Origin of the sequence: Rhizobium sp. Nf11,1, assembly GCF_050587665.1 — a bacterium.
Classification (GTDB): Bacteria; Pseudomonadota; Alphaproteobacteria; order Rhizobiales; family Rhizobiaceae; genus Rhizobium.
In genome coordinates, this window is the sequence record NZ_JBOBHU010000017.1 from 58,199 (window position 1) to 76,538 (window position 18,340).

Annotated in this window: 16 protein-coding genes; 10 read left to right on the forward strand and 6 right to left on the reverse strand. The window is 59.7% G+C overall.

The window, feature by feature from the left end:
• The first annotated feature begins 63 nt into the window (after positions 1-63).
• The 3 genes from dusB to ntrC are packed head-to-tail and all read left to right on the forward strand — an operon-like array spanning position 64 to position 3,682.
• Positions 64-1,083, forward strand: a complete 1,020-nt coding sequence (gene dusB, locus ACQ7C1_RS22840; RefSeq protein WP_430959877.1) for a tRNA dihydrouridine synthase DusB — start codon at positions 64-66, stop codon at positions 1,081-1,083.
• Positions 1,080-2,234 (forward strand): two-component system sensor histidine kinase NtrB, encoded by a 1,155-nt coding sequence (locus tag ACQ7C1_RS22845; protein ID WP_430959878.1) that lies wholly within the window; start codon positions 1,080-1,082, stop codon positions 2,232-2,234. The genes dusB and ACQ7C1_RS22845 overlap by 4 nt, the downstream gene beginning before the upstream one ends.
• Positions 2,231-3,682 carry a nitrogen regulation protein NR(I) gene (ntrC, locus tag ACQ7C1_RS22850; RefSeq protein WP_430959879.1) on the forward strand — a complete coding sequence of 484 codons (1,452 nt, stop codon included), beginning with the start codon at positions 2,231-2,233 and terminating at the stop codon, positions 3,680-3,682. The genes ACQ7C1_RS22845 and ntrC overlap by 4 nt, the downstream gene beginning before the upstream one ends.
• A 336-nt stretch (positions 3,683-4,018) precedes the next feature.
• On the opposite strand, the gene ACQ7C1_RS22855 is transcribed toward ntrC, so the two are convergent.
• From ACQ7C1_RS22855 to gcvA, 5 genes are all read right to left on the reverse strand, one after another.
• Positions 4,019-5,113, reverse strand: coding sequence for a flavin monoamine oxidase family protein (locus ACQ7C1_RS22855; RefSeq protein WP_430959880.1), 1,095 nt, complete (start codon positions 5,111-5,113; stop codon positions 4,019-4,021).
• 119 nt (positions 5,114-5,232) lie between these two features.
• A complete protein-coding gene (locus ACQ7C1_RS22860) occupies positions 5,233-5,910 on the reverse strand; it encodes a cupin domain-containing protein (RefSeq protein WP_430959881.1) in 678 nt (225 codons plus the stop codon).
• Positions 5,897-6,934, reverse strand: coding sequence for an alcohol dehydrogenase (locus ACQ7C1_RS22865; RefSeq protein ID WP_430959882.1), 1,038 nt, complete (start codon positions 6,932-6,934; stop codon positions 5,897-5,899). Before ACQ7C1_RS22865 ends, ACQ7C1_RS22860 begins: the two co-directional genes overlap by 14 nt.
• A gap of 17 nt (positions 6,935-6,951) precedes the next feature.
• Positions 6,952-8,082: a flavin monoamine oxidase family protein gene (locus ACQ7C1_RS22870; protein ID WP_430959883.1), complete on the reverse strand. Its 1,131-nt coding sequence runs from the start codon at positions 8,080-8,082 to the stop codon at positions 6,952-6,954.
• A 222-nt stretch (positions 8,083-8,304) separates the two neighbouring features.
• Positions 8,305-9,327 carry a transcriptional regulator GcvA gene (gene gcvA / locus ACQ7C1_RS22875; protein ID WP_430959884.1) on the reverse strand — a complete coding sequence of 341 codons (1,023 nt, stop codon included), beginning with the start codon at positions 9,325-9,327 and terminating at the stop codon, positions 8,305-8,307.
• Between the two features lie 115 nt (positions 9,328-9,442).
• Here gcvA and ACQ7C1_RS22880 point away from each other — a divergent pair, with 115 nt between their 5' ends.
• The gene (locus ACQ7C1_RS22880) at positions 9,443-10,630 is read left to right on the forward strand and encodes an MFS transporter (RefSeq protein WP_430959885.1); all 1,188 of its coding nucleotides are present in this window, start codon (positions 9,443-9,445) and stop codon (positions 10,628-10,630) included.
• A gap of 74 nt (positions 10,631-10,704) precedes the next feature.
• On the opposite strand, the gene ACQ7C1_RS22885 is transcribed toward ACQ7C1_RS22880, so the two are convergent.
• A complete protein-coding gene (locus tag ACQ7C1_RS22885) occupies positions 10,705-11,598 on the reverse strand; it encodes a LysR substrate-binding domain-containing protein (RefSeq protein ID WP_430959886.1) in 894 nt (297 codons plus the stop codon).
• A 118-nt stretch (positions 11,599-11,716) separates the two neighbouring features.
• Here ACQ7C1_RS22885 and ACQ7C1_RS22890 point away from each other — a divergent pair, with 118 nt between their 5' ends.
• The 6 genes from ACQ7C1_RS22890 to ACQ7C1_RS22915 all read left to right on the forward strand — a co-directional run bounded on the left by ACQ7C1_RS22890 (position 11,717) and on the right by ACQ7C1_RS22915 (position 18,274).
• Positions 11,717-12,955 (forward strand): MalY/PatB family protein, encoded by a 1,239-nt coding sequence (locus ACQ7C1_RS22890; RefSeq protein WP_430959887.1) that lies wholly within the window; start codon positions 11,717-11,719, stop codon positions 12,953-12,955.
• Positions 12,956-13,159: 204 nt separating this feature from the next.
• Entirely contained in the window at positions 13,160-14,176 is a 1,017-nt protein-coding gene (locus ACQ7C1_RS22895) for an amino acid ABC transporter substrate-binding protein (RefSeq protein ID WP_430959888.1), read from the forward strand.
• A gap of 93 nt (positions 14,177-14,269) precedes the next feature.
• Positions 14,270-15,523, forward strand: a complete 1,254-nt coding sequence (locus ACQ7C1_RS22900; protein ID WP_430959889.1) for an amino acid ABC transporter permease — start codon at positions 14,270-14,272, stop codon at positions 15,521-15,523.
• Position 15,524: 1 nt separating this feature from the next.
• Positions 15,525-16,814 (forward strand): amino acid ABC transporter permease, encoded by a 1,290-nt coding sequence (locus ACQ7C1_RS22905; protein ID WP_430959890.1) that lies wholly within the window; start codon positions 15,525-15,527, stop codon positions 16,812-16,814.
• A 21-nt stretch (positions 16,815-16,835) separates the two neighbouring features.
• Positions 16,836-17,603 carry an amino acid ABC transporter ATP-binding protein gene (locus ACQ7C1_RS22910; RefSeq protein WP_430959891.1) on the forward strand — a complete coding sequence of 256 codons (768 nt, stop codon included), beginning with the start codon at positions 16,836-16,838 and terminating at the stop codon, positions 17,601-17,603.
• Between the two features lie 41 nt (positions 17,604-17,644).
• On the forward strand, positions 17,645-18,274 hold the full coding sequence (locus tag ACQ7C1_RS22915; RefSeq protein WP_430959892.1) for a DsbA family protein: 630 nt from the start codon (positions 17,645-17,647) through the stop codon (positions 18,272-18,274).
• The last annotated feature ends 66 nt before the right edge of the window (positions 18,275-18,340 follow it).

Here is an 18,340-nt window from a genome sequence, read left to right on the forward strand (position 1 = left end):
TCGATTTCGATCCGAGCCCCCTTGGCAAAGGCAGCGATCTGTGGCTAAAAATAATGCAGCTCCATGGTGTGCCTGAAAGATAATCATTTGATTTGCAAGGATCTCGCAGCGCCTTTCCGAATCGGACCCGTGTCCGTGCGGAACCGCGTTGTGCTGGCGCCGATGTCCGGCGTCACGGACATGCCCTTCCGTGAGCTTGCCTGGCGCTTCGGCGCCGGCCTCGTCGTTACCGAGATGGTGGCGAGCCGCGAGTTGGTCAATGACACCGCCGAATCCTGGTCGCGGCTGAAGGCTGCCGGCTTCCGGCCGCATATGGTGCAACTCGCCGGGCGCGAAGCGCACTGGATGGCGGAAGCGGCGAAGATCGCGGCCGATCATGGCGCCGACATCATCGACATCAACATGGGCTGTCCGGCAAAGAAGGTGATCGGCGGTTATTCCGGCTCGGCGCTGATGCGCGATCCCGATCACGCGCTCGGCCTGATAGAGGCGACGGTCCAGGCCGTGGACATTCCGGTGACGCTGAAGATGCGCCTCGGCTGGGACGAGAATTCCATCAATGCGCCCGAGATTGCCCGCCGCGCCGAGGCGGCCGGCATCCAGTTGGTGACCATCCACGGCCGCACCCGCATGCAATTTTACGAAGGTCGCGCCGATTGGGACGCGATCCGCGCTGTCCGCGAGGTGATATCCGTTCCGCTGATCGCCAATGGCGACGTCGAGACTGCTGACGACGCGCAGGATATCCTGCGCCGCTCCGGCGCCGATGCCGTCATGATCGGCCGGGGCTGCCAGGGCAGGCCGTGGCATGCCGGCGTGCTCGCCGGAGCGGCAGAACCGCGACGCGAAGAGATTGCCGATATCGCCGTCGAACATTACCGAATGATGCTCGATTTCTATGGTGAGGCGGTGGCGATCCGTCATGCCCGCAAGCATCTCGGCTGGTATCTTGAGCGGTTTGCTCCCGCGCTTGTCGGTGGCGAGAAGGCAGACATCATGACCTCGCGTGACCCGCGTGAGGTGGCCGCGCGCCTTTATGACGCATTGGCCGCAGGTGCGCTCGACAGCCGGGAGGCGGCATGACGAAGGATATGACATCTCCGCCTGACCACGCCGGCGGATCCGTTGCCATGGCCGTGCTGAACGCCATCCAGAACCCAGTGGTCATGGTCGATGAATCCGGTTTCGTCGCCTTCGCCAATTGGGAGGCGGAAGCATTCTTTGGCGCGAGCGCCTCGCATCTGGCGCGTTATCGGATTTCGACCTTCATTCCCTTCGGCAGTCCGCTGCTCGCCCTGATCGACCAGGTGCGTGAGCGCAAGGCGCCTGTCAACGAATACCGTGTCGACCTGAGTTCCCCGCGCCTCGGCCAGGACAAGCTCGTCGATCTCTATGTCGCTCCGGTGCTGAGCGAACCCGGCGCCGTTGTCATCGTCTTCCAGGAACGCTCGATGGCCGACAAGATCGATCGGCAGCTGACGCATCGCGCTGCCGCCCGTTCCGTGACCGGACTTGCCTCCATGCTGGCGCATGAGATCAAGAACCCGCTCTCCGGCATCCGCGGTGCTGCCCAGCTGCTTGAACAGTCCGTGATCGACGACGACCGGGCGCTGACCCGGCTGATCTGTGACGAGACCGACCGCATCGTCTCGCTAGTCGACCGCATGGAAGTCTTTTCCGACGAACGCCCGGTCGACCGCATGCCGGTCAACATCCACTCCGTGCTGGATCACGTGAAGGCCGTCGCCAAGGCGGGCTTTGCCCGCAACATCCGTATCACCGAGAGTTACGACCCGTCGCTGCCCGCGGTCTATGCCAATCGCGACCAGCTCGTCCAGGTCTTCCTCAATCTGGTGAAGAACGCCGCCGAAGCGGTCGGCGACCGGCCGGACGGCGAGATCATGCTGACGACCGCCTATCGTCCGGGCATCCGTCTTTCGGTTGCCGGCACGCGCGAAAAGATTTCGCTGCCGCTGGAGTTCTGCGTCCATGACAATGGTCCGGGCGTCCCGGCCGACCTGTTGCCGCATCTCTTCGATCCCTTCATCACCACCAAGACGAACGGCAGCGGCCTCGGCCTTGCGCTGGTCGCCAAGATCATCGGCGATCACGGCGGCATCATCGAATGCGACAGCCAGAACAGCCGCACGACTTTCCGCGTTCTCATGCCGGCGTCGAAGGACGCCTCGCTCGAGGATGCCTCTTCCGTAAGCTCGACAGGACCTTCTCGATGACAGCCACGATCCTCGTTGCAGATGATGATGCCGCCATACGCACCGTGCTCAACCAGGCTTTGAGCCGCGCCGGTTATGACGTTCGCATCACCTCCAACGCCGCAACGCTGTGGCGCTGGATTTCGGCGGGCGAGGGCGATCTTGTCGTCACCGACGTGGTGATGCCCGACGAGAACGCATTCGACCTATTGCCGCGTATCAAGAAGGCCCGTCCGGATCTGCCGGTCCTCGTCATGAGCGCCCAGAACACCTTCATGACCGCCATCAAGGCGTCCGAGAAGGGCGCCTATGATTATCTGCCGAAGCCTTTCGACCTGACAGAACTCATCGGCATTATCGGCCGGGCTCTGGCCGAGCCGAAGCGCAAGCCCGCCAAGCTCGAGGAGGACATGCAGGACGGCATGCCGCTGGTCGGCCGCTCGGCGGCGATGCAGGAAATCTATCGCGTGCTCGCTCGGCTGATGCAGACCGACCTGACGCTGATGATCACCGGCGAATCCGGCACCGGCAAGGAGCTTGTCGCCCGCGCCCTGCACGATTACGGCAAGCGCCGCAACGGCCCCTTCGTGGCGATCAACATGGCGGCGATCCCGCGCGACCTGATCGAATCGGAACTCTTCGGTCACGAGAAGGGCGCCTTCACCGGTGCCCAGACCCGCTCGACCGGCCGATTCGAGCAGGCCGAAGGCGGCACGCTCTTCCTCGATGAAATCGGCGACATGCCGATGGACGCCCAGACCCGGCTTCTACGCGTGCTGCAGCAGGGCGAATACACCACCGTCGGCGGCCGCACGCCGATCCGTACCGACGTGCGCATCGTTGCCGCCACCAACAAGGATCTGAAGCAGGCGATCAATCAGGGCCTGTTCCGTGAGGATCTCTACTACCGCCTCAACGTCGTGCCGCTGCGCCTGCCGCCGCTGCGCGACCGCGCCGAGGACATTCCCGATCTCGTGCGCCATTTCATTCAGCAGGCGGAAAAGGAGGGCCTCGGCTCCAAGCGCTTCGATCAGGAAGCGTTGGAGCTGATGAAGGCCTATGCCTGGCCGGGCAACGTCCGCGAGCTGGAAAATCTGATCCGCCGCCTGATGGCGCTCTATCCGCAGGATGTCATCACCCGCGAGATCATCGATGCCGAGCTGCGCTCCGACGTGCCCGACAGCCCGATCGACAAGGGGCCGATCCGCAATGGTTCGATGACGATCGCTCAGGCGGTCGAGGAGAACATGCGCACCTATTTCTCCAGTTTCGGCGACAACCTGCCGCCGCCCGGCCTCTATGACCGCGTGCTGACCGAAATGGAATATCCGCTGATTCTCGCCGCGCTCACGGCAACCCGCGGCAATCAGATCAAGGCGGCCGATCTTCTCGGGCTCAACCGCAACACCCTGCGCAAGAAAATCAGAGAACTCGGCGTCTCTGTCTACAGAAGCTCCCGCACCGCCTGAAGAAAAGGCGGTGGGCTCCTCGTCTGCCCACCGCCACTCCTCCCCAGTATCCGCCGCCACGGTCGGGAACAAAACTTAATCTATCCAAGCTCCGTCGCGATTTGTATCTGCGCCGGCAAACAAAAGCGCAGTGTCATCCGGCGGTCACATAGTATTTGTGAGCTATTGTTTGCCGTTCGCGAAATGTCATTGAAGTTGCTGCATTCGCCGCCGCCACGCCTGTGGATAAGCTGTGGATAACAGGCGGATGAGATAGGGAGGTCGCGGCCAATTACGTCCGCAATCCGCGTGCATGTTGCCAATTTGTTCCAATGTTATCGCCGACGTTCCTCGCGATCAGCCTGGCGAAACGACCGCCAACACGGCCCGCTTCGCAGCGGCAACGGCCCCAGCGAGGAAGCCGGCTTCAATCGCGCTCGTTTCGCTGCCGGCCATAAACAGTCGCTGGCCCCATAGTCCGGAGAGCGAGTTCGCGTCCTCAGCCGACAAATGTCCAGTTGCAAGGCGGTCACGGCTTGTCGCAGTCAATGGATCGGCCGCCCAGTCTTTCAAAAGCGTGCTGCGCGGTTCAGATGCGCCCGCACCGAAGATTCGAGCGAACTGAGCAAGGCAGGCCTTCTTCAACGCCTCGTCACCCAATGCCGCTCGCTGGTCAGCGCCAATACCGATGAAGCCAAAGAGCGCGGCCTTTCCGTTGGCGAGGGTAGCGTCATGCATTTCGACCATGGGCCCGACCATGCTCTGGGCCGTCCCCGACAATCCGTCGTCACGCCAGAAGGGCCGATTATATATCGCGAAGAACTTGGCGTGCGGCGCCATCCAAGTCGGAGTATCCCGCCAACGAGCCAAGGTGGATTGCTCTTGTGGCGGCGTGAAAGTCACATTTGCCTCGAGCAGTCGAGGCGGAAGGGCGCAAATTACCTTTGATGCGTGGACCACCGCAGCCATGCCGTCCGGAGTCTTCAAGGTGATCTCCACGCCTTCGCCGGTAAGCGCCATGGCCGACACATGGGTGTTGAGTCGAATTCTGTCGGCAGGAATGTCTCGTTCCAGAGCTCGCACCAGCGCCGCCGAACCGCCGGTCAGCCGGAGAGATTTTCCTTGCTGTTCGACAGGGCGATACCTTTGCGGTCCTTCGCGCGACATTCGCTCGAAGATCACATCGCCATTGTTATTTTGCGAGAACGACTGGAGCCCCAGTTCGGAGACGAGGTCCGCCATATCAGGTTGCATCATCGGCCAAAACCAGGAGGGGCCGAGATCGAACCCGTCGTCAGTAGGCATTCCATGTTCGTCTGATGTCAGGATGCGGCCGCCCAGCCGATCCCGTGCTTCAAGCAAGAGAAAATCGATACCCATCGACTTGAGGGCCCGTGCCGCGCAGAGCCCGGCGAGCCCCGCGCCGACGATAGCGACTTCGCATCTTTTCATCAAAGTACCTCTGGCCCGCCGGCAGAATGCGGAAGCGAGCGAATTCCAGCGCGGGCTCTATTTACAGGACCGCGCAGGCCGGCGTCCAGCACAAAGGTGCCGAGCACAGGGGTGATCTCCTAAGATGGGAGCTTCAGAACATCGGCGTGCTGCAATGGTGCGTTTTTAATCCATGCATATGCACCTTCTGGACCGGCGTTCGCCACCAGACCGTCACCTTGAGGCAGCCGCATCCAGCTCTGGGATCGAAGTCGCTCCGTCCCAACGGACAGTTCGCCTTCGAGAACCAGCAGTTCCAATCCACGAGGATTCGAAAGATTGATCGAGGCGTTGCTGCCCCACCTTTGAAGATAGACCCGCTCATGGCCGTCATCGAACAGGATCGTTGCGGAGCCCGTATCCTCGGAAACAAAAGGCTCTCCTTCGCCAGGTCTGCGAAGGATTTGCGCGTCGTCGCCCTCCCGAAACTGCCAGAGCTTCACGAAGATAATGCACCCGTCAACGGATGCCGGCGCATGAGATGTACCTGGGGGATTTCGAAAGTATGATCCGGCCGGGAAACGACCGTGTTCATCCTCGAATATCCCATCGAGTACCAATATTTCTTCGCCCCCCGTGTGCGTATGCGACGGAAATACGCTGCCTGCGGCGTAGCGGACAATCGATGTCGCCCGAGCCACTTCCTCGCCGACGCGGTAAAGCATCCGACGATCAACTCCGCGAGCGGGGCTCGCAACCCAATCCAGTTTCGCAGCATGGACAACGACCGGTTTGGTGAAATCATCATTGAGACGCATCGTTCTTCTCCATCGTCAGCACCACCCGAAACTTGACGTCACCGGACTTCATCTTTTCGAAGGCACGCGTAGCCTGTTCGAACGGCATCGTTTCGAACAGCGGACGCACGCCAACGAGGACCGAAAAATCCAACGTTTTTTCGTTCTCGAAAGGCGATCCCGTGATCGAGCCCAACACACTGCGCTCACCACCGACCAGAGATCCGGACGACACGGTCAAGGGGTCCTTTCCGATGCCAAGGGCGACAATTCGACCTTGAGCCGCGATTCCTGGCATTAATGCAGAAACCATCTGCAGGTCTCCAATGGTGGAAACGACGGCCTTCGCACCACCCAGGCTCTGCAAACGCTCGACTGCGTTTTCCTTGGCCGCATTGATATAGTCATAGGCTCCGAGCGACCTCGCATCGTCGGCAATGTCATCGCCGCGTCCGACGGCAATCACTTTGAAGCCCATCTTGCGGGCATATTGTAGAGCCATGTGGCCAAGACCGCCTATGCCGATAATGGCCACGACGTCACCCGCTTCCGCGCCGCATTTCTTCAGGGCGTTGAACGTCGCCAGACCCGCGCATAGGATCGGCGCAGCCTCCTCTGCAGTGAGCTCGTCGGGGATCGAGACCAGTCCGGTATTTCGAGCGATCATCATCTCTGCATAACCGCCGTCACAGGTCACGCCGACGACAGGCTGGTTCGTGCATAGCTGAAATTGGCCGCTTCGGCACGGATCGCATTCGTTGCAGTGACCGCCAAGGCGGCCGACGCCAACTCTTTGGCCGATCTTCCATCGGCCGGGCGTACCCCGTCCGATTGAAGCAATCCTGCCTACGACTTCGTGACCCGGCACGCGAGGCAAGCGGCCATTGGTGTCCGGCCCCTCAATGTCTTTGGCGTCCGCACCGCAGATTCCGCAGGCATCGACCTCGATCAGCACCTCGCCAGCGCCCGGCGTCGGAATAGCGCGTTCCACCAGCTCAAGCGTGCCCGGGCTCGTCACCTGCATCGCGCGATATGTTCGTTTCATTTGAACCTCCAGGGATTTCACAAGTGGGATGCCGATGCCGAGGGCTTGGAAAAGCGTTGCCACATGCGTTTGATGTCTGCCGCGACACGCAGAGCCGCTTCAGCCCCTCCTTCTAAGTAGCCCGGGTTCGTCATGCTGGTTTCGGAACCAGCCAGCATCAGCACTGGCGCCCAGTCTCCCGATACCCATGGCCGGGTATCGGGGAGGGGGTGGCCAGTGGCAATCAAGTCTTCCTCGGTCGCCGTCAGCGCGTCGGCGGCCCAGTCTTTGTATAAGGTCGCCACAGGTGTCCGAGCCTTGTCTCCGAACAGCCGGACGAACTGTTGAACAGCCGCTTGAATGATTGGTTCCGGCCCGATCCGCCGACGCTCTGTGGCATTTACGCCGATGAAGCCGAACAGAGCTGCCTTGCCGGACGATGTCGTCGCGTCATGTATTTCCCCGAGAGGGCCAATCATACTCTGCGCCGCACCGGAGAGCCCATCTCTTTGCCAAAATGCTTCGTCGTAGATTGCGAAAAACTTGGCATGCGGAGCCATCCAGGTCGGCGTTGAACGCCATCGCCGGGCCAGCGCAGGATCGACGGGCGGTTCGAACTTGATCGAACGATCGATAAGGCGGGGCGGCATTGCGAGCACCACGATCGCCGCCTCCATCGTCTCGGCCGTTCCATCCGGCCTCTCGAGCGTTGCCGAGACCAAGCCGCCGATACGGGCAAGCCCGGTGACTCCAGTGCCGAGCCGTATATGTTCAGGAGTAATTCGGCTTTTCAACGCCGCGATAATAGAGGCCGTGCCACCCATGATCCGCATGGATCGCGGTTCGCGTTGCAAAGCTGGAAAGCGTTGAGGCGCGACGCTTGCCGACCGTTCAAAGACGATGTCGCCATCGTCGTTCTGCGGAAAAAGCCGGATGCCAAAACTTTCCGCCAGAGAACAGAGGACTGGCTGTATCTCCGGCCACACCCAGGATGGGCCGAGATCGAATCCGTCTTCAGACGGCAATCCATCGATCCCCGCTGAAAGGATCCGGCCTCCCAGCCGGTCGCGTCCTTCGATGAGAACGAACTCGACGCCGGCCGACTGCATTGCATGAGCAAGCGTCAGCCCCGAAATGCCTCCGCCGACAATCACGACTGGCAGGCTCATCGACCGCCTCGAAGATAGGTCTCTTTGTTCAACATATCCGCTTCTCAAGACCTGGCCGCACAAGGACAGGTTTGATCGAAAGAAAAACTTTCGGTCTCCGCACAGCGCAATTGCCAGGCGACGCAACGCCTTATGCGCGTGGGAGACACGCCTTTGATGTCAGAATTGACCGAAGCTCATGAACTCGCAAACGCGAAGTTCTTCGTCTGTGGAAAAGAAAAACTATTCAGGTAAGGACCGCTCGGTGAGCGCTTCCTCGAAAAGCCAGTCCCGGAATGCGGCAAGACGTGGCAGTGCTGCAAAATCAGGCCGATAAGTGACGTAATAGGCCAGTGACGAAGCGGCGGATCGATCGGGAAACAACCTGACCAGCCGGCCGGCCGCCAAGTCATCATGAGCCAGGATGCTCCGGGCCAGAGCGACGCCGCGTCCATCGATGGCGGCTTGGAGCACGGCCGCCGAATTGTTGATCGTTAAACCCCTTGGCTGCGCCGTTTGAACGATGCCCATCGTCTTGAACCACAAATCCCACGTCATGAACCCGGAATTCGGATCGACCGAGACGTCGTGAATAAGCGTGCAGGCCGCAAGTTCGTCCGGCCGCCGCAATGTCAGGGAAGCCTTCAGCGCCGGAGAACATACCGGAAAAACCTCTTCCTCCATCAACTTCTCCGAAACCAGCCCAGGCCAGTCGCCGGCGCCGTACCGAACCCCGATATCGATGCCCTGCGCAGCATAGTCGGCGAGCTTCAGGCTGGTATCCAGGCGAATATCGACGTCCGGCACTCTCGCTTGAAACCGCTCGATTCTCGGAAGCAGCCACTTTGCCGCAAAGGCGGGACTGACTGTGACCGTGAGAACCCGACCAACCGCCCCTTCCTTCAGGCGCTCAAGCCCGAGGCTCAGTCGATCCAATCCTTGCCGGATGTCAGGCAAGGCTCGGTTTGCTGCTTCCGTCGGCATCAGCCGGGTCTTGCCGGCCGCCGTTCGATAAAAGAGGGGCGCGCCAATCCATTCTTCAAGGCCGCGCACGAGCTGCCCGACGGCAGGCGCCGTCACATGGAGCTCGGCGGCGGCTTCAACGAAGCTGCCATGCCTGGCGCTGGCCTCGAACGCGCGGAGAGCATTGAGATAAACGGGCGATTTCATGGAAACCTTATCTTTGCCGCGAGCGGAGTTTTTCGATGTTGTCAGCGTGGAGCGAAACTTTAAATTGCCTCGGCCTTCCCATGGCGGCGGCCGCAATGGCGGCTGAGGAGGTGTCGCCCCTCCTTGCATTATGGGTCAGTTTTTCTATTCCAGACAAGTCCGGCAAGCGCGTCGCAATAAGCTGCCTGGCCTAACGAATTGCAGGTGAACCATGATCGATGACCGCGCCAAGAACCGAAACACGTACGTCTTGGGGGCAAGCCAGGTCTTTGGTGGCGCCAATGGTCCGATTGTAATTTCCCTGGGTGGATTGGTCGGACAGCATCTGTCGTCCAACCCGGCGCTCGCGACGCTTCCCGTCAGTCTCTACAATGTCGGTCTGGCGCTCGGCACCCTTCCAGCCGCATACTTCATGCGCCGTCTTGGCCGACGCAATGCATATATACTTGGAGCTTTTCTGGGCATCGCCGGCGGTCTGATTGCCGCTGTGGGGATCGTCGCGAAGCTGTTCTTGGTCTTTTGCCTGGGAACAATGGCGGCCGGCTTCTACGGCTCTTATGTTCAAAGCTACAGGTTCGCAGCCGGCGATGAGATGTCGGGGGCGCAGCGGGACAAGGCCATTTCCCGGGTGATGGTGGGTGGCCTGCTTGCCGCTATCATTGGGCCTCAGCTCGTTATCTGGACGCGTGATTCATTGCCCGGCTTTACCTTTGCCGGCAGTTTTATCAGCCAGGCAGGTCTAGCGCTTCTCGCAATCCCACTGCTTCTGACCTACCGCAGCACGAGCCCTGCCGCGAAGGCCGGCCGAGGCGATGGCGGACGCAAACTATCCGAAATCCTCACCACGCCCCGCTATGTGCTGGCCGTGGCGGCGGGCGTGGTTTCCTACGGTCTCATGACCTTCGTCATGACGGCTGCACCAATCGCGATGGTCGGTCACGGCCATTCGATGGACAATGCCGCGCTCGGCATTCAATGGCACGTTCTTGCCATGTATGGCCCGAGCTTCCTGACGGGTCGTCTGATGGCGCGTTTCGGCAAAGAGAGGGTCACAGCCATCGGGCTGGTTCTCATCGGCGGTTCGGCGATGGTAGCGCTAGCCGGCCTCGATATCGGACATTTCTGGGGATCGCTTATCCTCCTGGGCATCGGCTGGAATTTTGGCTTCATCGGAGCAACGGCGATGGTTTCTGACTGCCACACCCCTGAGGAACGCGGCAAAGTTCAAGGGGCAAACGACTTCCTGGTGTTCGGCACCGTGGCGATGGCTTCGTTCTTTTCGGGCTCGCTGATGTTCAGCTCCGGCTGGGAGACAGTGAACTGGTTCGTGCTTCCAGCCGTCGCCTTGGTGCTCGTTCCGCTCGTATGGCAATCGGCGCGACTGCCAAGAACTGCATGATCCGAGATTACCGGCCGGTGCTCATCTTCGAAAGCCCAGAAGTGTCGCAACGGGCGCCGGCGCACCAAACTTTCTCAGACTGAGCTTTGCGGCCGCTGGGCGGCATCGATGAAGCCGCTGATATAGGAGACGGTCTGCTCTCCCCGACGAATTCCGAGGTTTATGCTTTTTCGGATTCCTGCCTCGCCAAGGCGGAGCGTTTTGATCGGCAGGTTGGCCGCCTCGTCTTGCAGCAGCCAATCGGGAAGCACCGTCACGCACCGCTTGGCGGCGACCAGCTGGAGCATGAGATCGACTGTTTCCGCCGTTCTGTGCCGACGGGGGCGGCAAAGCGCTGGAACCAGAAAGCGCGTATAAATATCCAGGCGCTCCAAACTCACCGGAACGGTAATAAGCTCCTCGTCGAGAAGGTCGTGGGGGTCGGCAATGCTCTTGGCGGCCAACGGATGGTCTTCATGAACCATGAGAACCAGTTCGTAGTCGAAAACCGGGGTGAACATAACATCCGGCAAATCGACCGGATCGGGCGTAATCAAAACGTCGATCTCATGCCCGATCAGCGCCGCGACGCCATCGAAGCGGAATGCCGTGCAGACCTCGAAATCAACCTCCGGCCATGCCGCAAGGAAGGGCGTTGAAATTTTCGTCAACCAGCGCTGACACGGGTGGCACTCCATGCCGACGCGGATCGCCCCACGCCGGCCGAGGGCGAAATCTCGAAGAACCCGTTCGGCGTGGTCAATTTGTGGAAGCAGTCGCTCCGCTACGCCAAGGAGATATTCGCCAGCCTGGGTCAGGCGCAGGCTGCGCCCCTTCTTCATCCAGACCTTGATGCCGTGGCGTTCTTCGAACTTCGCAATGGTGTGACTGAGCGCCGACTGGGTCACGTTGAGCTTGTCGGCGGCCGCCGTGACGCTACCACAACGGTCTACTTCCCGGAGGATGGAGAGGTGATGCCTGTCAATCATCTATGATCTCTGTTCATTGGTTGATGAATTTATACCATTTCCGCTCATAATGCGTTGCGGCTAACCTCTTCGTCAATCTCACCGCGGACCGCGTGAGCGAATGATTGAAGGGAAGCTCGTGAACCAGCAGGCTGTAGCAAAACACCTCGACCCGACTGAGGCGCTCGCGCCGTCGATCTTCGATGAGGTCGTTGATCGCAAGAACAGCAATTCCATGAAGTGGGCCTATGCCAGCAACATGCTCGCCGCCGATGAAGCGGCCGCCGATCCTCTGCCGATGTGGGTCGCCGACACCGATTTCAAGGCGCCGCAGGCGGTGATCGATGCCCTCCACGATGCTGTTTCGCACGGCGTCTTCGGATATCCGGGCGGAGCCACCGCTTCATACGTCGATGCCGTCGTTGGATGGCAGCAGAAGCGGTTCGGCTGGGACGTCGCCAGGGAATGGGTCCTTCAGACGTCGGGCATAATCACGACGCTCAAGACTGCCATACAGGCCTTCTCCGCTCCCGGCGATTCTATCTTGATCCAGCCGCCCGTTTACGCCCATTTCCACAATGACGTGCTTCTAAACGGGCGGCACCTTGCTTTCGCACCACTCGACTACGACGGCACGCACTACGCCTACAACGAAAAGACCTTTGAAGCCGCTATCCGGCCGGACACGAAAATCTTTATCCTGAGCCATCCGCACAATCCGACAGGCAATGTTTGGTCGGAGGCCGAGCTGCGGTCGATGGGCGAAATCTGCGCCCGCCACGACGTGCTGGTGATATCAGACGAGATTCACGAAGATCTCATTCTCAACAAGGCGAAGAAGCATATTCCCTTCGCCTCTCTATGTGAGGACTTTGCCCAGAACAGCATTACCTGCACGGCGCCGAGCAAGACCTTCAATCTGCCCGGCCTGCAGAGCGCTAATGTCTTCGTGCCCAACAAGAGACTCCGCGCCGAATTGCAGCGGCAATACGAGCGCAATGTTTTCCACCTGGTGAACGTGCTTGGAATGGTCGCTGCCGAAGCGGCCTATGCCCATGGCGAGCAGTGGGTCGAGGATATGCTCGAATATCTGCGCGGCAACCACAAGCATTTTGCCGATGCCATCAATGCCGCCGATCTTCGGTTGAAAGTCCTTCCGACGGACTCCCTCTATCTGGCCTGGATGGATTGCCGTGGTCTCGGCATGGACGCAGAGGCGTTGAACAAATTCATGCTGACCAGGGGACGAGTTTGGCTCGATAAGGGCCAGAAGTTCGGCATCGAAGGACACGGCTTCATGCGCATCAACCTGGGATGCCCTCGCTCCATCGTGGACGAAGCGATCCGCCGTATCACCTCTGCTGTCGCGGCAATCTAGGGGAGATTCGACCATGATCAACTCCGTCGAGAGCCGCCTGGAGAAGTTTGGCATAGAGCTTCCCGAACCGGCAAAGGCCGTCGCCTACTGAGCGCTGACCGCACGAACAAACCAGAAGAAGAAATCCGGGGAATGCGAGGCGCCCGCAATGGCTCCTCGGACAAAGAAACCGCCGTCGATGGACGGCTCAACTGGGAGAAGTCAATGAAATACAAGCTTATATTGGGAACGCTTTGCGCTGTTGTTGCCTCTTCGGCGGCGGCCAAGGCATCGACCCTCGAGGACGTCAAGGCGCGGGGGATATTGAACTGCGGCGTCAACACCGGTCTCGTCGGTTTTGCAGCCCCGGATGCCACCGGGAAATGGACAGGATTTGACGTTTCGATCTGCAAGGCGGTCGCCGCGGCGGTGCTCGGCGACGCGAGCAAGGTCAAGTATGTTCCCACGACCGGCCAGACCCGCCTGACGGCGCTGGCATCCGGCGAAATCGACCTTCTTTCTCGCAACACGACCTGGACCTTTTCGCGCGACGTCGATCTGAAGCTCACATTCGCCGGGACGAATTTTTACGATGGCCAGGCATTCATGGTCCCGAAGTCCGCCAGCATCAACTCGGCCAAAGACTTGAACGGGGCGACGATTTGCATCCAGACCGGCACGACGACGGAGTTGAATCTGGCGGAATACGCCAAGCTCAATGGGATCACCTACGATTCCGTTCCGGTGGAGTCGAGCGCTGAGGGACAACAGAAGTACATCGCCGGCGCGTGCGATGTTTACACAAGCGACGCATCCGACCTGGCCTCCGTACGCTCGAGCTTCAAGAACCCGGACGATCATGTCATCCTGCCGGAAATGATCTCCAAGGAGCCGCTCGGCCCCATCGTTCGCCAAGGTGACGAGCAATGGGCGGATATCGTCCATTGGACACTGAACGCCCTGATCGCGGCCGAAGAATTCGGCGTGACCAAGGCGAATGTCGATGAGATGGCGACGTCGTCCAACAACCCGGAAGTGAAACGGATATTGGGCGCCGAGGGCGATCTCGGCAAGCAGTTTGGCCTCGACAGTGCATGGGCCAAGCGAGCGATCGCTGTTGATGGCAATTACGGCGAGATCTTCGAGGCCAATCTTGGCGAGAAGACGCCTATCGCCATGCATCGCGGCCCGAACGCCCTGTGGAACAAGGGCGGCCTTCAGTACGCCCAGCCATTCCGTTGAGACGTCAAAGGCGCGGGCCAGGGCCCGCGCCTGTTCGGCGCGACAAAGCGTGTGCGCGATCACAGATCGCGGCGGTCATCCCCGGAGGAATGAATGGTGACTACCGATCTTGGTGCTCCGAGCGAGCCGTTTCGACTGCGAATGCTGCTCGATGATGGGCGATACCGGTCCTATACGATCCAGATTTTTGCGCTAATGTGCCTGATGCTGGGGGTGGCGTGGCTGGTTGATAATACCGCTCATAACCTTGCCGCCATGGGAAAGGACTACTCGTTTTCCTTCCTTTGGGCTCCTGCCGGTTACGACATCAATCAACGCCCGATCGAATATTCCAGCCAGATGAGCCATGCCCGGGCGGCTTTGGTCGGCTTTCTGAACACGGTCATTCTGGCGGCCATGTCATGCGTGACGGCCACGGTCATCGGCATTTTTGCCGGCGTCCTCAGGCTTTCCAACAATTGGATCGTTGCGCGGCTGATGACGATTTACGTCGAGCTGTTCCGAAACATCCCGGCACTCCTCTGGATTTTGGTCTTCGGTGCAATCATGACCGAGGCAGTGCCTGCGCCGAACGCGTTTCGGGGCGATCATCCCTCGGCAAACATGATTTTCGGTGCAATAGCCGTCACGAACCGCGGGGTCTACGCCCCGTCGCCGGCCTTGGCGGCTGATCTTGGCGTCGTCGATCTTGGGTTTGTTCAGCTCAGCGTCGGCTTGCTCGCCGTTATCGCGGTCGTCGTGCTCTGTCTTTTCCTCAACCGCGCGCTGGTGAACCGTGCGCAACGGGTTCAAAGCGAAACCGGAATGCGGCCGAAAACCTGGTGGAAAAGCATTGCCGTACTTCTCCTGCCGCCGCTCATTCTGCTTTGGACCCTTGGGTTCCACTGGGAATATCCGGCGCTGCGGGGACTGAATTTCCAAGGCGGCGTTCAGCTGCGGAATGCGCTGATCGCCATGTGGCTCGGGCTCAGCATCTATACCGGCGCTTTCATCGCCGAAATTGTCCGCGCCGGTATCCTTGCGATCTCCAAGGGCCAGTCCGAAGCAGCGCACGCTTTGGGGCTGAGACCTGGCCGGACAATGCGGCTGGTCATCCTGCCGCAGGCCCTGCGCGTGATCATGCCTCCGCTGATCTCCATGTATCTCGACATCACGAAGAATACGTCGCTCGGCTTGGCCGTGGGATATATGGACCTTCGCTCGACGCTCGGCGGCATCACGATCAATCAGACCGGAAGAGAGCTGGAGGGAATGACCCTCATGATGCTCGTCTACCTGCTAGCCAGCCTGTCCATCTCCGGTGTGATGAATGTCTTCAACAACAGCGTCAAACTGAAGGAGCGATGAGATGGCTCGGCAAGAGGTGGCGTTTGTTCGCCAAGAAATCCTTCCTGCCGTGGCGCCGCCGGCACGCCATGCGGGCGTGATCCGCTGGTCGCGAAAGAACCTGTTCAGCGGCTGGATCAACACAAGCCTGACCGTCCTCTCGGCATTCACCATCTTCTGGCTTGTCAGCGAGATCGGGCCCTGGCTCAGGAATTCGATCTGGTCGGCTACCTCTCTTACCGAATGCCGCCAGATCCTCGGTGACTCTGGCGGCGCCTGTTGGGGTGTTATCCGTGATCGCTGGCCTCAGCTCCTGTTCGGATTCTATCCCGCACAAATGTACTGGCGCCCGGTTCTCGCGTTCCTTCTCCTCTTCGTTGCCCTTCTGCCGATCCTATTTTCAGGTGCTCCCAGAAGGCTGGCTTGGTTCAGCATCGTTTTTCCTGGGCTGGCTTACTTCCTGATCTGGGGCGGCTCCGTCTGGTTCCCGGTCTCTGTCTACGCCGGTTTCCTTATCGCCCTGCTTATCGGCTACGCGACAAAAGGCTTGAACGCCGGCGTTCAGGCAGCCCTGGCCCTTCTGGGTTGCCTATTGTGGTGGCTTGTTGCGGCGACGTCTGTGGGAAGGCTGCTCGAAAATGCGATCCCGCTCTCGCTTTCCGCTGTGCCGTCACACGAATTGGGGGGCTTCCTGCTCTCCGTCGTGATCGGCGTCACCGGTATCGCCCTTTCGCTCCCGATGGGCATTCTGTTTGCGCTTGGCCGCCGCTCGCGCATGCCCTTCATCAGAGCAGTGAGCGTAATCTTCATCGAGTTCGTCCGCGGCGTGCCGCTCATCACGCTGCTCTTCACGGCCTCCCTGCTGTTGAACTACTTCCTGCCACCCGGAACCAATTTCGATCTGATCCTGCGCGTGATCATCATGGTGTCGCTGTTTGCAACGGCATACATGGCGGAAGTCATCAGAGGCGGATTGGCGGCGCTGCCGCGCGGCCAGTATGAGGCGGCCGAGTCGCTCGGCCTCGACTACTGGCAAGCGCAGCGGCTCGTCATCATGCCGCAGGCCCTCAAGATTTCAATCCCCAGCATCGTCAATACGTTCATCGGTCTGTTCAAGGACACCACGCTCGTCGTCTTCATCGGCCTTCTCGATCCGATTGCATTGACGAACTCCATCCGGGCAACGACAGACTGGCAGGGAATCTATTGGGAGCTGTTCATCTTTGTCGGTGCACTTTTCTTCGTGTGCTGCTTCGGGATGTCCCGCTACTCCGTCTACCTGGAACATCGGCTTAAGACCGATCATCGTTAACAAAGAGGGGAGCCGGCGAAGATGAACGCAGCTCGAAATAGTGTCGAACGCAATCCGGTCGCAATCGACATCAGCGGCCTCAACAAGTGGTACGGATCATTTCATGTTCTCCGAAACATCGATCTGACCGTACGGCGCAGCGAACGTATCGTCGTCTGCGGCCCGTCCGGCTCCGGCAAATCGACGATGATCCGGTGTATCAATCGCCTGGAAGAGCACCAGCAGGGGCGCATTGCCGTCGATGGTATCGAACTGACAAGCGATTTGAAAAATATCGACAATGTGCGTCGGGAGGTCGGGATGGTATTCCAGCACTTCAATCTCTTCCCGCACCTCACAATTCTTGAAAACTGCACACTCGCTCCGGTATGGGTTCGCAAGATGCCGAGGAAGCAGGCGGAGGAGGTTGCCATGCACTTTCTCACGCGGGTAAAAATTCCGGATCAGGCTCGCAAATATCCGGGTCAGCTGTCCGGCGGACAGCAGCAGCGCGTCGCGATTGCGCGTTCGCTGTGTATGAATCCCAAGATCATGCTTTTCGACGAACCCACCTCGGCGCTTGATCCGGAGATGATCAAGGAGGTTCTCGATACGATGATCCAGCTCGCGGAAGACGGTATGACCATGGTCTGTGTCACGCATGAAATGGGGTTTGCTCAGGCCGTGGCCAATCGCGTGATCTTCATGGACCAAGGCCAGATCGTCGAACAAAACGAGCCGGCGGCATTCTTCTCGGCCCCTCGATCCGAGCGGACGAAGCTGTTCCTTGGCCAGATTCTCAAACACTGAGAATCGTATCCGCTGCCGCGTTTATGATGAAAGGACATTCGGTGCTCTCCACGAAGATGGCGCGCAGAGGTCTCGGCGTCGCCGCGATTGCTGTTGCGATGGCGCTCTTCCCGATAAATTCGCAAGGGGCAGATCTTCTCGAACCGATCGGCCGTATTGATCGCCCGATCGGCTCGGCCTCAGCCCCGGTTACAATTGTCGAGTATTCGTCTCCGACCTGTCCCCATTGCGTCGACTACCGAACGCAGGTTGCGCCCGAGATCGAGAAAGAGTTTGTCGAGCGGGGAAAGGCCCGTTTGATCTTCAGGCCTTTCGTTCGCAACAATGTCGACATGGCGATATTCATGCTGTGCGAGTGGCAGCAAGGCTCGAAATATCAAGAGCTAACGAAGCTTTTCTATTCCAAATATGATGAGATTGCTCAGGCCGGCGATATTGAGAAGCAACTTCGCGATATCGCCGCATCAGCCGGTATCGATAAGCCGACATTCAACCGGCTGATTTCCGATCAACCGATCCTCGACGGATTGAGCAAGCTCACGTCTCAGGCGCGGGAAGACTTCAAAGTCGAGGGCACACCGACGTTCTTCGTCAACGGCAAGAAATTCACCGGCGCGCAATCGGCTGAGGAAATGAGAGCCAATATCGAGGAGGCATCAAAACCGCATTGAGCGCTTTTCGGGGCCGACCCACGCCCGACTGAGGCACTGGCCTTGATCAAGGCGACATTTCTCCGC